This is a genomic window from Parenemella sanctibonifatiensis, assembly GCF_002250565.1.
Classification (GTDB): Bacteria; Actinomycetota; Actinomycetes; order Propionibacteriales; family Propionibacteriaceae; genus Parenemella; species Parenemella sanctibonifatiensis.
Genome location: NZ_NMVJ01000006.1, coordinates 353,316 through 366,958, shown reverse-complemented (window position 1 = coordinate 366,958; position 13,643 = coordinate 353,316). Strand labels below are relative to the sequence as shown.

Sequence of the window (13,643 nt, the reverse complement as noted above, 5' to 3'; positions counted from 1 at the left end):
TGGCGCTCAGCGGCGGCGCAACAGCGCCAGAAACATCGCGTCGGTGCCGTGCCGGTGCGGCCACAGCTGCACGTAGTCGCCGCGCCGGGCGTCATCGGGCATCCCGGTCGGGGCCACCACCTCGACGTCTCCGCGTGTCGCCCGGATCTCGTCGACCAGCTCAACGGTCTCGGCCGGGTGCGGTGAACAGGTGACGTACCCGACGATCCCGCCCGGGCGTACGGCGTCGAGCGCCACGTCCAGCAAGCTGCGTTGCAGGGCGACCAACTCGGTCAGGTCGGCATCCGTACGCCGCCAGCGCGACTCCGGGCGGCGCCGCAACGCCCCCAGGCCGGTGCAAGGGACATCAGCCAGGACCGCGTCGAAAATGTTCGGCGCCCATGCCGGCTGGGTCCCGTCGGCACAGATCACGGCCCACCGGTCATGAGGCACCGTCCGCAACGAGGACCGCACCAACTCCGCGCGGTGGGGATGAAGTTCCGCCGCCAGCAACCGCGCCGTGGGCACCGCCGTCGCCAGCAATGCGGACTTTCCACCTGGGCCCGCACACAGGTCCAGCACCCGGGGGGCACTGCCCCGCTGCCCCGCCTCGGCCGCCAACGCACGGGTCAGCGCCAGGGTCACCAACTGCGATCCGGCGTCCTGGACGGCGGCTCGACCGGTGATGACCGACGGCAGCTTGCCCGGGTCGCCTGCCACGGTGATGGCCGTCGACACCAGGTCGATCGGGTCGCCGGACAGCCCCACCTCAACCGCTTCGGCCAGCAGTTCGTCGCGGGTCACCAGCCCTGGGCGCGCGACCAGTTGCGTAGCCGGTGCGATGTTGTTGGCCGCCAAGGCCAACTCGACTTCGTCGGCGGGCAGTGAATCCTGATAGGCATGCACGATCCAGGCCGGGTGGTGGTGCCGGATGCTTCGTGCCAGCTCGGGATCCGCACCGCCGGTGAGCTGTTCGGTCCAGCCAGCCAGATCCTTCGCCAGGATCTTGCGGGTCACTGCATTGACCAGACCGGTGACGCGTTCGCCGACCACCTGGGCGGCCAGGTCGACTGACTCGGAGACCACGGCGTGAGCCGGCGTACGCATCGACAGTGCCTGGTGGCTCGCCATCCGCAACACGTCCAGCACCGACGACTGCAACTTCTCGACCGGCCGACCGCCGGCCTCGGTGATGATGCGGTCATACGTGCCGCGAAGCCGGCTGGTGCCCGACACCACCTCAGTGACCCAGCTGGCATCGCGGGCCGCCAGGCCACGGGTAGCGTCGCGCAGCACCAGGTTGGCGTACGCGTCCTCGACGCTGATGCGGTGCAGGGCGGTGTACGCCGCCAGTCGTGCCGCATCGACCTTGCGGCGGCGTCGGGGCCTGCTCACACGCCCAGCCAGACGTCGGTGAGGTCGGTGCCCCGGGCCCAGTCCGCGGCCGCCATCAGCTTCTTGCCGGCCGGCTGCACGCGGGTCAGCTCAAGGCTCCCCTGAGCCGTTCCCACGCGGACACTGCGCTTGCCGACCGACAGCTCGCCGGGCTTCAGGCGCTCCTCGCCGCTCGGGTCGGCCACGGCGCCGAGCACCTTGAGGCGTTCCCCACGAACCGTGGTCCAGGCGCCGGGCGCCGGATCACACGCCCGGATCTGGCGTGCCAGACGGCGCGCGGGCTCGGCCCAATCCAGGTGGGCGTTCTCGGGAGTGATCTTGCCGGCCAGGGTGTGGTCAGAATCCCCCTGCGGAGTGGGCTGCTTCCCCGCCGCCACCAGATCCATGGTCTCCACCAGCAGGTCTGCGCTGTCGGTGGCCAACCGGGTGAGCAGTTCACCGGAGGACTCGTCCTCGCCGATCGGGGTGCGCCGCTGCAGATAGATCGGGCCGGCGTCGAGCTCCTTGACGATTCGGAAGGTGGTGGCGCCGGTTTCCTGATCGCCCCGCCAGATCGCGTACTGCACCGGCGCCGCGCCGCGCCAGCGCGGCAGCAGCGAGAAGTGCAGGTTGACCCAGCCGTGTTCGGGGATCGTCAGTGCGGTCTCGGGCAGCAGCGCACCGTACGCCACCACGGGGCAACAGTCCGGGGCCAGCTCCGTCAGCTCGGCCTGGAAGCCGGCGTCGCGCGGGTGTCCGGGTCGCAACACCGGCAAGCCGTGGTCGAGCGCCCACTGGGCAACCGGGGAAGGCTTCAGCCGCTTGCCGCGGCCAGAACGTGCGTCCGGTCGGGTGACCACCCCAACAACGTCGTGCTGGCTGGCGGCCAACGCCTCGAGGCTGGGAATGGCGACGTCGGGGGTACCGGCAAAGACCACACGCATGCCCGCCAGCATAGGGCCGACCTGGCGTTTCGCCCATCCGCTGGTGGAGTTCCCGTGGTGCGGGGGCAAGTGGCCTGACCGACCCGACCGCGGTGGGTCCCCGGCGGCGCGCGTGGCGCGGCGCGCGGATCGAGTGCCGAGGCGGACGAAATGGGCATCGCGGCGCGCTTGGGTGGCGCCCGGCTCGTGGGTGGTGCCCGGCGCATGGGATTGGGGCCTGGCTGCGTGGGATTGGATGCCGCGGGGTGCGCTGTCGCCCGGGCCGGTCCCCCGTTGCTATCACGCCGCAGCAACAACGGTGCCGTCACCTTCGGGATCCACCGGCAGGCGTAGTTCGTGGAGCACGCGGACACATTCGTGCAGGCTGAATCCCTCCCCTCCGCCCCTGGTGCGGATGTCGCCGACCGGCCTGGTGAGGTCCTTGGGAAGCCGCAACGGGCGCGTCCCGGTTGCTGCTGCCGCCGACTGGCGACCGGGCGCCTGACCATCGTGGCGGCCGCCATGGGCGGGCACCGGGGAGAACAGCTGCCGGCGGAAACCGACACCGATCTCGCTCATGAGGTCGTGGTGCCATTCCCAATTGGGGTCGGTTGAGGCGGGCGCCGGCTGGATCGGTGAACCATCGGCGCGGTGGAAGCGGAAGCGGTGGCCCGGGATCGGGATGGTGCTGCGGACGATGCGCAGGCCGCCCTCGTGGATGAGGGTGTGGTGTCGGCGGCAGACCAGGATCAGGTTGTCGAGATCGGTGGGACCACCGGCCGCCCACGGGATGATGTGGTGGGCATCGAGGCGATGGTGTTGCCGACAGCCAGGAAACTGACAGGTCTGGTGGTCCCGTGCCGCCAAGGCGCGCCGCTGAGCCGGCGACACCAGCCTGCGGGTGCGTCCCAGGTCAAGGATGTGGCCGGCAGCGTCGTGGATGACTCCCTGGACTCGATCGCTGCACGCCAATCGTTGGGCCGTCGCCGCGCTGATGGCGCCGACCGAAGGAATGTGACAGACCCGACGCCGGAGTTCCTCGACAAGCTGCGCTGAGACGGCTGGCGTTCCTGCGGGAACGTCAGGATTCAGCACGGCTTTCTGCTCGCCGGGCTGATCAGTGCCGTGGCTCGACGGTTCGGCAGGCACTTCGGCGACCGATGTGGCCCGCTCTCCGACCTGGTCAGCGGCGCGGGCTGGCGTTCCTGCGGGAATGTCAGCGCCCGACGGTGCTGCGACCTTGGCCTCCGCCGTCGGTGGCGATGACACCGCCAGGGCTGGATCCAGCTGTTCGGCGGCGACATGCACCATCACCAAGGTGTGGTCGTCGGCAGGTCGATGGTCGCGATCGGCGAGGTAGCAGTTGGCGAGGTCGACCAGGGCCTGAACCCGTTCCGCGTCGGTCACCCTGGCAACCGGCTCAGACGGCTCGTTCGGTCTGGTCGTGTCGTCCGGGTCAGGCGTCAGACCGTCCGAGCCGTCATCCAGTGTGCCGTGTGTGTCGTCCGGCTGGGCCTCCGGGCTGCGGTCATGCAGCAGCTGTTGGAGTGCGGATTCCAGCGCAGTCTTGATGACGGCGGCTTCTTCTCGGGGCAGCGTGACCGTCAGGCGCTCCATGTCGTTGGGGGTGGTGTGCCAGCGGAGCTCGCGGTCGACCTCCTGTGGCAGTCGGCTGCCGGGTGGGAGCCGGAAGGCCCGGATCGTTCTGGCCAACTGGGATGCCGTCGTCAGCAGGGCGAAGTCGGCCAACTCCGCCTCGTCGACCTCACCCACCAGTCGGGTCAGCTCGCGCACCTTCGAATAGGACAGCGAGCCCTGCCGAAACAGGTCGCGCGTGTGGGGCATGGCGGGCAGGGCTCGGGCAACCCGGACATGTTCCCGAGCGGTGCCATCGGACAAAGCACATTGCCACGCCAACCAATGTGCGGTGGACACAATGCCCTCGTAGTGGGCGAATCCCTCAGCCGCATCGAACTTTTGGACCAGGTCCATCAGGTCTGCCTCCCGGCTGGCCAGGGAGGTGGCGAGCGCGGTGATGCGGTCGGCGAGCTCCGCGACCGAAGTCGCAGAAGGTTGGTCGGGTGCCGTCGGTGGGTCATTCGGCGTGGGGGTATGGGCGTCGGTCGCTGGCGTGGTGCTGGGGACGTCGCTGTCGAGACTCATGTCGGCTCCGGTGCTGAGGGCTGATGTTCCTCAGTCCATCACCTTGCACTGACAAAATTTGGGCCCGCGAGGCGGACATCGATGGAGTCGACACTGCCGGCGCTGCGGCATGGCCCGGGCCGCACCACGCAAACCGGTGTACGCCGGGATCCCGGGCGCTCCGCGACACGGGTGCCGCAGCATTGTTGCCAGTGGGACGGGCCGCCGTCGCGGCGCCGGCCGGGCGGCGCGACGTTCCAGCGGGAACGTGGCTGCGGCCGGCCAGAGCGCGGGTCACAGTTCGGCGGGGTCCATCCGAATGCGTACGGCGGGTTGCTTGCGGGCTGCTCGGACGCCGGCGACACGTTTGACGGCGGCGCGAAGCTCGGCGCCGGGCAGCGCAGAACGCAGGGTGAGTTGGTGCTCCGCGGACTGCTGACGAGGATCATTGGAGGGCGGCAACGCAGCGGGACCCATGATGTCGACGCCGCCCGGGGCGTCGGTGCGCGCACCGGCCGGTGTTGGCGGCCCGGCCACTCCAGGGTCGGGTTCTCGCGCGTCGGCCACGTCCCCGCCGGCCGCTTTCCCCGCCGGCGGCAGTTCGGCGAGCTGCTGCTCCCGGCCGGCAAGCTCCTCGGTCAGCAGCCGTGCGAAGTCGGCGACCGGGCCAGCTTCGCCGGTGATGGTGCAGAGGCGTACTGCGGGCGGAAAGCCTGCCTCGCGACGTTCGGCCAACTCGGTGGCGGCGAAGCCTTCGGAGTCGTTGCGGATCAGGGACTGCACGATCGGCCAGTCCGGTTCGCCCAACACCACCACGGTGCCGTCCTCGGTAGCAGGACGGACCAATCCGATGGCATTCCACCAGCGCCGCAGTGCCTCCTCTGCACTGCGCAGGTCCTCGCGGGCCAGCATCAGTCCGACATCGGTCAGGATCGCCGCGGCATAGCCACCGGCCGCACGCGGTTCGGCGCCGGGGGTCGCCACCACGATGCATGGCTCCTCGCCGACCTCGGTGAGGATCGAGTCGCCACTGGACTGACGGACCCGTACGCCGGGGAAGGCGCGCCCCAACTCCTCCACGCTGCGGCCGGCCCCGGCCACCGGTGCTCGCAACCGGCCGCTGCCGCAGACGGTGCAGTGCCAGTTGGGGTGGAGCCGGCCGCACCAGGTGCAACTCAGCGGTGCGTTCGCCGAAACCTGCTGCAGCGGGCCATGACAGGTCAGACAGGTGGCCCGGGCGCGGCAGTCCTGGCAGGTCAGCCCGAGCCGATAGCCGCCCCGGGGCACCTGGAACAACACCGGTCCCTGGGCCAGCGACGCCCGCACCACCGTGAACACCCGGTGTGGCAGCCGGGCCGTTCGGCCCGCGAGATCTCGGACCAGCGCTTGCTCGGTGTCGATCGCGGCCCGGACCACCGGCGAGTCACGGCGACGGCCCTCGCGGGGCAGGCTGACCGGCTCCAACCATCCTGTCTCGACGAGGCGTTGCACCTCGGTGCTGCGGTGCCGGCTGGCGTAGATGATCCCGGCGCCGGCGTGGGCCGCGGCGATCCCGGCCACCTCCCTGGCGTGGGGATAGGGGGCGCGCGGCTCGGCGTACAGGTCGTTGCCATCGTCCCACATCGCCACCAGGCCGAGATCAGGCAGCGGTGCGAAGGCGGCCGCGCGGGTGCCGACGACGATCCGGTGGTGGCCGGCGAGAATCGCCAGAAACCGCCGATAGCGCGCCGACGGTCCCAGATCGGCGTGCAGGTCGACCGCGACCTTGGCACCCAGCGCGGTTTCACAGGCAGCCATCACCTGCTCCACTTCGGTGACGCTGGGGACCAAGATCAGTGCCGTACGCCCCGAACTCGCGGTCGCTGCGGCAGCCTCGATGAGACCGCCGGTCCAGTCACCGGACTCTGCGGCGCCAGGGTTGACCAGCCACGCCGCGCGCGGTGAACCACCGCCAGCCAGCGCCGTCAGCAGGCCGGCACCGTTGGGATAGTGCGCCCAGACCCGTGGCGTCGGGGCTGCGATGGGGTCCGGCTCGGCATCCCAGCGATTCAGCATCGCCGTCTCGGTGGTGGCGTGACGCGGCGGCAGCGCCAGGCGGACCACGTCGGCAAACATCCCGGCCTGGTGGTCGGCGACGGTGCGGATCAGTCGCTGGGTCCCCGGCGTCAGCACCGGCAGAGTGGAGATCAGGCGTTCCAAGGGCTGCAGTCGGTCAGTGTCGGGGGCGGTGCCGACCTCCAGCACCCAGCCATCCCGCAGCCGGCCGGCGAACCGCACCCGCACCCGACAGCCCGGCGCCACCTCCGACATGGAGTCGGGGATCCGATAGTCGAAGGGTCGGTCCAGGTGGGCCAACGAGACGTCGACCATCACCTTGGCAACCGGGACCGAGGCGGCCACCGGCAGGCCCGGTGCCGCTTGGCCGCCCAGCGCTGACGACCCGGACGGGACGACGGCGCTGACACCACCGGCGCTGACGCCACCGGCGCTGCCATCGACGTCGGTGACCGCCAGACCGGGCAGCGCGCTGTCGGCGGCTGGGGTCGGCGCGGGTGTCATGAACCGAATGCTAGAGGCTGGGTCCGACAGTGCGGTTGGCCCGCCGCGTCGGTGACGCATCAGGGTGAGGGCACAGGCGTACGGCTGGAGCCCTCGCCGAACCGGACGGCAACTCAGCTGCCGAAGCCCAGCGACCGCCTGTCAGACGCGGGCGGCGCTGATGAGATCGTCGGTCCGGTCGGTGCGCTCCCAAGTCATCTCGGGAAGTTCCCGGCCGAAGTGTCCGTAGCAGGTCAGCTTGCCGTAGATCGGTCGGCGCAGTTCGAGGTCGCGGATCAGAGCGGCCGGGCGCAGGTCGAAGACCTCGCGTACGGCGTCCTGAATGCGCTGAACCGGTACGGTCTCGGTCCCGAAGCAGTCAACGTAGAAGCCGACTGGCTGAGCCTTGCCGATCGCGTACGCGACCTGGCACTCGCAGCGAGTCGCCAGGCCGGCTGCCACCACGTTCTTGGCGATCCAGCGCATCGCGTACGCCCCGGTGCGGTCCACCTTGGAGGGGTCCTTGCCGGAGAATGCGCCGCCGCCGTGCCGGGCCATGCCGCCATAGGTGTCGACAATGATCTTGCGGCCGGTCAGGCCGGCATCACCCATCGGGCCACCGACCTCGAACTTGCCGGTCGGATTGACGAACATCTTGGTGTCGCTGTGGTCCAGCTGGTAACGCTCCAGCACCGGGGTGATGACCTGGTTGATGATGTCGGGACGCATCAGGTTGTCGAGATCGACGTGCTGTCCGTGCTGGGAGGACACCACGACGGTGTCGACCTTGACGGCGCGGTCGCCCTCGTAGCCGATGGTGACCTGGGTCTTGCCGTCGGGCAGCAGGTAGGGAACGGTGAGTTCCTTGCGGACCTTGGTCAGCTGCTCGGCGAGCCGGTGCGCCAGGTCGATCGGGAGCGGCATCAGCGTCGGGGTCTCGTCACAGGCGTAGCCGAACATCATGCCCTGGTCGCCGGCACCCTGCCGGTCCAGGGCGTCGGTGGAGGCACCGTCGCGGACCTCGAAGGCCTGGTCGACGCCCTGGGCGATGTCGGCGGACTGGCCGCCGACGCTGACCATGACACCGCAGGACCGGCCGTCGAAGCTCTTCTGGGAGGCGTCGTAGCCGATGTCGAGGATGGTCTTGCGTGCCAGCCCGGTGATGTCGGCGTACCCCTCGGTGCTGACCTCACCGCCGACGACGACCAGGCCGGTGGTGAGGAGGGTCTCGACGGCGACCCGGGACTGGTCGTCCTGGGACAGGAGTTCGTCGAGGACCGCGTCGCTGATGGCGTCCGCAATCTTGTCGGGATGCCCCTCGGTGACGGACTCGGAGGTGAATAGCCGCATGGCTGCGATGTTAGTCCGCCGACTGCTGGCTGCTGACCCAATCCACGATCCGGTGGCCGACGACATTCTTGTCGCCCGCAACTGGTATGGCCCGTTCCTCGTCGACCAACAGCGTCGAGGTGTCGGCGGCTCCGAAGATCGCGCCGCCGCTGACGTCATTGGCCACGATCAGGTCGCAACCCTTGCGTCGCCGCTTGGCACGGGCCAGGTCGGTGAGCGCCTCGACCGAACCAGCCGTCTCGGCCGCAAAGCCGACCAACAGCGGCGTACGCCGGGTGCCGGTGGCCGATGTCGAACTCGCGTCGCGTCGCTGAGCCAGCCCGTGGAGCACGTCCGGGGTCTGCACCAGGTCGAGCTGCAGCCTGGACGACTCGTCGTCCTTCTTGATCTTCCCATCGGCGCGGCTGGCCGGGGTGAAGTCAGCGGGCGCAGCGGCCATCACGATCGCATCTGCGTCGGCCTCGTGGCGACGCATCGCGGCATCGAGATCAGCGGTGGACACCACCTCTTCCACGGTGCAGCCGGCAGGTGGTTCATGGTCCACGGCACCGGCTACGACGGTCACGGTGGCGCCCCGCAGCCGGGCTGCGCGAGCGATCGCAAAGCCCATCAGCCCGGAAGAATGGTTGCCGAGGTAACGCACCGGATCGAGCTGTTCCCGGGTGCCGCCGGCGCTGACCACGAGACGTACGCCGGCCAGGTCCTGGCGTGCGGCGGAGCGGGCGACCTCGGGGTCGGCCAGCACGCTGCGGGCGTGGAGCAGTAGTTCGGCGGGTTCGACGAGTCGGCCCGGGCCGGTGTCGGCGCCGGTGAGTCGGCCCTCGGCGGGGTCGATGACGGTGATGCCTCGTTCCCGCAGGGTCGCGACGTTGGCCTGGGTCGCCGCGTTGAGCCACATCTCGGTGTGCATCGCCGGTGCCATCACGATCGGGCAGGTGGCGGTGAGGATGGTGGCGGTCAGCAGGTCATCGCACCGTCCTGCGGCGACCCGTGCCATCAGGTCGGCGGTGGCGGGAGCAACGAACACCAGGTCGGCGGCGCGCCCCATGGTGACATGGGGCACCAGGTGCGCGTCCTCGTCGACGCGGGTGCGGATCGGCTTGCCCGACAGTGCCGCCCAGGTGGTCTCCCCCACGAACCCCAGCGTGGCCGGGGTCGGGATGGGGGTCACGTCATGACCGTCATCCTTGAGTCTGCGCAACAACTCACATGCCTTGTAGGCGGCGATGCCGCCACTGACGCCGAGGACGATGGAAGCCATACCGGCATCCTCTCAGAACTGAACCGCCCCTGAGCACGGTGGCTCAGGGGCGGTGCGTTGCGCTGCGGCGCGGTGGGTGCGCTCAGGCAGGGTTCTCGGGCCGAACGTCAGGCCGGATCGGTGTCGGAGAAGTCGGGGGTGACGGCCGGCATCAGGGCCTCGCCACCGACCTCGTCGACCTCGGGCTCGGCGTCCGGATCGATCGGGGTGAGCTCGAGCAGGTCGCCGTCAATCTCGCGCAGCGCGATCGACAGCGCCTTCTCCTGGATGGCGGAGTCGACCAGCGGGCCGACGTTCTCCAACAGGCCCTCGCCCAGCTGCGAGTAGTAGGCGTTGATCTGACGGGCCCGCTTGGCAGCGAACAGGACCAGGCCGTACTTGGAGTCGACCTTGGTCAGGAGGTCGTCGATGGGCGGGTTGGTGATGCCGTGCGGAGTGGTGCTCAAGGTCCTACCTTCATCTGGATCTGGACTTCTGGCACGACCAGTACAGCCGCGCAAAGCGCAGGCGATGGTGTGCGACCCCTTACTCTAACCGACAGGGACGACAGCGCCAAGCATGACGGGGCGTACGCCGCCTGCTTCTCTTGTGTCACTGCTTCTCTCGTGTCACTGCATCCTCTTGTGTCACTGCATCTCTCGTGCCACAGCTTCAAGCGGCCGCGGACCAGGTTGGTCCAGCCCTCGACCCAGTAGAGCGTGCCGTCGGAGGTCCGGACCAGATACTCCCCCTCCCCCAGCCGTTGCGCGGCACCGGTCTCGGGATCGAAGCGGAACATGCTGCCCGACGCGGTCGAGCCATACCAGTGGCCGTCCCCCTCCGAGGTCGACGCGGCGGAGGGATTCAGCGTCGCGAAGGCGTAGTTGCCACCCGGTTCGCCCACGGGCACGACCTGCTGGACGGTGCGGCTGGCCGGGTCGAAGAGGCGGAGGTCCCCCAGCGTGGTCATCGCCCACAGCTGTCCGTCGCGGCGGGCCAGCAGTTTCGACACCGTCGCTACGCCGGGCAGCTCTGCGGTCCAGCTGAGCGTGTCCGTCTCGGTGTCGAAGGCGAAGATCACCGCATCGGGCACCCTGGGGTCCAGCCCGGGCGTTTCGATCGAGGTGGCGCCGTAGAGCGTGCTGCCGACGGTGGTCAGCGCCATGATCTCGTGGCCGGGCAACAGTTCCCGATGTCGTACCGTTTCGCCGGTTGCGGGATCGTGCAGGGCGAGGATGCCGTGCGGCCAGCCCCGCTTGCCGAGTCCGCCGATCGCGATCCGGCCATCGGACAACTCCGCCAACCCGAACAACCGGTCCTGCATGTCATCGCCGAACTCGTCGGCGATCCGGGCGTTGTGACCCCAGGCGTAGGGCTGGTCCGGGCGATAGCGCAGCAGCACCGCATTGGAATAGGTACCCAGCCACATCGTCCCGTCCGAGGCGACGAGCTGGGAATGGAGCTGGTTGCCGGGCGCCGGGGTGAGGTGTTCGAACTCCTCGGTGACCGGGTTCCACCGGGTCAACAGACCGGAGTTGAAGCCGTAGCCGACGTACACCTTGTCATCAGGTCCCACGCCGAGCGACCGGACCGTGAGGCGGGCCGCGGGCAGCTCGGCATCCTCGAGCATGTGCCCGGTGCCGGTCGGCGGGTGGAAGTGCCAGATGGCGCGTTCCCGGCCCATGCCGATGACGTGGGGGCCGAGCGGGTCCCCCAGGTCGACCAGATTCAGGTTGCCGCCGCCGCGCTTGGAGGTGAGCCGCTGGCCCCAGCCCGCAGATCCATAGCTGCGGGTCGCCACGTCGAACCACGCCAGCCGTTCGCCCTCCCGCTCGGCCAGATAGACCTTGCTGGTGCCGGGATACAGCTCGGTCGGCATCGAGGTGGCGCCGGCGGGCGTACGGAAGATCCATTCCTGCGCTGCCGGATCCCAGACGTGCCAGTGCCCCGAGACCGAATACTGCGCGAACAACAAGCCGCCGCGCCAGGCCATCAGGGCGATCCGGTAGTCGGCGGGATCCATGTCGGCCGGCTGCGGGATCTCGCTGCGCCGCCAGGTCCGCAGGTCGTACTGGAACAGCCGCGCCGAGCCCTCCGTGCCGACATAGAGGGTGTGGTCGCCGTCATGGGCGACCGAGCGCGCGTACCATTCGCCCTCCCCGAGCTGGCCGTGATTGGTGTACGCCCGGGTGGTCGGGTCCCAGCTGAAGATGTGGCCGTTGGGGTAGGTCCCGCCCCACAGCTCCCCGGTCGGCAGCACCTGCATCCGGCAGATGTGGGTTTCGCCCTCGACCGCGACGCCGAGGTCCTCGAACCCGTCGGTCTGTGGGTCGTAAACGAGGACTCGGGCCTCCGGACCCCACCCGGGGATGTGGACGCGGCCGTCGGGGCCGGTCACCATCGACAACGAGTCCCGGATCTGGGTGAGGTGGTGCTGGGCCAAGGACTCACCCGTGCGGGCGTCAAGGACGCCGAATCTGACCCCGTCGCCGGGAGAGCCGCCCTGAACGAACAGCACGGGTCGGCCGTCACGCCAGATGCCGACGCAGGAGGTGTTCATCTTGGGTTCCCAGCGGACCACCCCCAGATCGGTGACCTCGGTCAGCAGGCCGTCCTTGGCCATGAGTACTCCTTTGTGCTTGCTGGTCAGACGACGCGGGCGCAGCTGTCAGGCCAGGCCGAGCAGGGCAGCGATGTCGTCGGCCGCCTGGTCGACGGTGCGGTTCTCGACGATGTGGTCGAACTCCTGCACGGCCGCCAACTCAACGCGCGCGGTCTCCAGCCGGCGCTGCTGCTGGGCGGTGGTCTCGGTGCCGCGGCCCGCGAGTCGGTTGACCAGTTCTTCCCAGGACGGCGGCGCCAGAAAGATCGTGATCGGATCGGGAAGAGCCGCGCGGACTTGGCGGGCTCCTTGGGGCTCAATCTCGAGGATGACGGTGCGGCCCTGCGCCACCAGCTCGTTCACGGCGGCCCGCGGCGTGCCGTAGCGGGCACTGCCGTGCACCTCGGCCCACTCAAGCAACCCGCCGGTCGCGATCAGCTCGTCGAACTGCTCGTCGCTGACGAAGAAGTACTCCCGGCCCTCCCGTTCGCCGGGCCGCGCCGGCCGGGTGGTCGCCGAGACCGACAGCGCCAGCTCGGGCCAACGCTGCTGCAGACGCTTGCAGACGGTGCCCTTGCCGACCCCGGCGGGCCCGGAGATCACGACGATGCGGCCGGGGGCATGGTTGGCGGCCTGACTCATGCCTGCTCCCGCTCCTGTCCATCGGCGCGCGCCGGCAGTTGTGCCAGGTGATCGGCCAGCGCGGCCCGCAGCGCGTCGACGCCCGGGCCGGCTGCCAGCACCGACCGGCTCGCGGTCGGCAACACCGCTGGAGCGACGGTGCCGTAGAGCTGGTCGAGTTCGCCCAACTGAGCGCCCTGGGCGCCGAAGCCAGGAGCCAGCACCGACAGCTCGGTGCCGGGCAGCTCGACGTCAAGTTGCCGGGTCGCACCCACCACCAGACCCAGCACCGCGGAACCGAGCTCGGCATTGACGGCGCGGCAGTCGGTGACCACCTGTTGGGCCAGCGTCGGCTCGCCGCTGAGCTGCCAGCCGGCCTCCGGGTTGGAGGTGCGGCACAGCACATACAGTCCGGCACCGGTCTCGGCGGCGAGCTCATAGGCCGGTGCCAATGCGCGTACGCCGAGATAGGGGCTGACCGTCAAAGCGTCAGCGGCGTAGGGGCCATCGGGTGCCAGGAAGGTGCGGGCGTACGCCGCCATGGTCGACCCGATGTCACCGCGCTTGGCGTCCAGCAGGACCAGGGTGCCGGCCTGGCGGAAGGCGCTGGTGAGCTGTTCCAGGATCGCCAGCCCGCGGTGTCCATGCGCCTCGAAGAAGGCCAGCTGGGGCTTGACCACCGCCACCCGGCCGGCGAAGGCGGAGACCACGGTGCCGGCGAATCCGGCCAGCCCGGACAGGTCATCGGGTAGTCCCCACGCCTGCAGGATCCCCGGATGTGGATCGAGACCGACACACAGCCGGCCGCGGCTCTCGGTGGCAGCGGCCAGTCGCTGCTGCCAATTCTCCGGCGCCGTCATCGTCGCCTCCCTAC

General features: G+C 69.8%; 10 protein-coding genes. All 10 read right to left on the bottom strand.

The features are described from left to right. Positions 1-6: 6 nt before the first annotated feature. Entirely contained in the window at positions 7-1,374 is a 1,368-nt protein-coding gene (locus CGZ91_RS06245) for an RsmB/NOP family class I SAM-dependent RNA methyltransferase (protein ID WP_094453480.1), read from the bottom strand. After that, positions 1,371-2,297, bottom strand: coding sequence for a methionyl-tRNA formyltransferase (gene fmt, locus CGZ91_RS06240; RefSeq protein WP_094454115.1), 927 nt, complete (start codon positions 2,295-2,297; stop codon positions 1,371-1,373). Before fmt ends, CGZ91_RS06245 begins: the two co-directional genes overlap by 4 nt. 279 nt (positions 2,298-2,576) lie before the next feature. Next, a complete protein-coding gene (locus CGZ91_RS06235; protein WP_094453478.1) occupies positions 2,577-4,439 on the bottom strand; it encodes an HNH endonuclease in 1,863 nt (620 codons plus the stop codon). A gap of 273 nt (positions 4,440-4,712) precedes the next feature. Beyond that, the gene (locus tag CGZ91_RS06230; RefSeq protein WP_179229243.1) at positions 4,713-6,977 is read right to left on the bottom strand and encodes a primosomal protein N' family DNA-binding protein; all 2,265 of its coding nucleotides are present in this window, start codon (positions 6,975-6,977) and stop codon (positions 4,713-4,715) included. Positions 6,978-7,118: 141 nt separating this feature from the next. Then, complete coding sequence (gene metK / locus CGZ91_RS06225) at positions 7,119-8,306, bottom strand: methionine adenosyltransferase (protein ID WP_094453476.1); 1,188 nt, start codon at positions 8,304-8,306, stop codon at positions 7,119-7,121. A gap of 10 nt (positions 8,307-8,316) precedes the next feature. Then, a complete protein-coding gene (gene coaBC, locus CGZ91_RS06220; protein WP_229116462.1) occupies positions 8,317-9,567 on the bottom strand; it encodes a bifunctional phosphopantothenoylcysteine decarboxylase/phosphopantothenate--cysteine ligase CoaBC in 1,251 nt (416 codons plus the stop codon). Positions 9,568-9,674: 107 nt separating this feature from the next. Then, positions 9,675-10,013 carry a DNA-directed RNA polymerase subunit omega gene (rpoZ, locus tag CGZ91_RS06215; RefSeq protein WP_094451072.1) on the bottom strand — a complete coding sequence of 113 codons (339 nt, stop codon included), beginning with the start codon at positions 10,011-10,013 and terminating at the stop codon, positions 9,675-9,677. Beyond that, a complete protein-coding gene (locus CGZ91_RS06210; protein ID WP_094453474.1) occupies positions 10,010-12,169 on the bottom strand; it encodes a hypothetical protein in 2,160 nt (719 codons plus the stop codon). The genes rpoZ and CGZ91_RS06210 overlap by 4 nt, the downstream gene beginning before the upstream one ends. A 45-nt stretch (positions 12,170-12,214) precedes the next feature. Beyond that, positions 12,215-12,790, bottom strand: coding sequence for a guanylate kinase (gene gmk, locus CGZ91_RS06205; protein WP_094453472.1), 576 nt, complete (start codon positions 12,788-12,790; stop codon positions 12,215-12,217). Then, positions 12,787-13,629 (bottom strand): orotidine-5'-phosphate decarboxylase, encoded by an 843-nt coding sequence (pyrF, locus tag CGZ91_RS06200; RefSeq protein ID WP_094453470.1) that lies wholly within the window; start codon positions 13,627-13,629, stop codon positions 12,787-12,789. Before pyrF ends, gmk begins: the two co-directional genes overlap by 4 nt. Positions 13,630-13,643: the final 14 nt, after the last annotated feature.

What these genes read in the sequence shown, in the direction of transcription:
- fmt (WP_094454115.1), bottom strand. Translation starts at nt 2,297, where the DNA reads ATGCGTGTGGTCTTTGCCGGTACCCCCGACGTCGCCATTCCCAGCCTC.
- CGZ91_RS06235 (WP_094453478.1), bottom strand. Translation starts at nt 4,439, where the DNA reads ATGAGTCTCGACAGCGACGTCCCCAGCACCACGCCAGCGACCGACGCC.
- CGZ91_RS06230 (WP_179229243.1), bottom strand. Translation starts at nt 6,977, where the DNA reads ATGACACCCGCGCCGACCCCAGCCGCCGACAGCGCGCTGCCCGGTCTG.
- metK (WP_094453476.1), bottom strand. Translation starts at nt 8,306, where the DNA reads ATGCGGCTATTCACCTCCGAGTCCGTCACCGAGGGGCATCCCGACAAG.
- coaBC (WP_229116462.1), bottom strand. Translation starts at nt 9,567, where the DNA reads ATGGCTTCCATCGTCCTCGGCGTCAGTGGCGGCATCGCCGCCTACAAG.
- CGZ91_RS06210 (WP_094453474.1), bottom strand. Translation starts at nt 12,169, where the DNA reads ATGGCCAAGGACGGCCTGCTGACCGAGGTCACCGATCTGGGGGTGGTC.
- gmk (WP_094453472.1), bottom strand. Translation starts at nt 12,790, where the DNA reads ATGAGTCAGGCCGCCAACCATGCCCCCGGCCGCATCGTCGTGATCTCC.
- pyrF (WP_094453470.1), bottom strand. Translation starts at nt 13,629, where the DNA reads ATGACGGCGCCGGAGAATTGGCAGCAGCGACTGGCCGCTGCCACCGAG.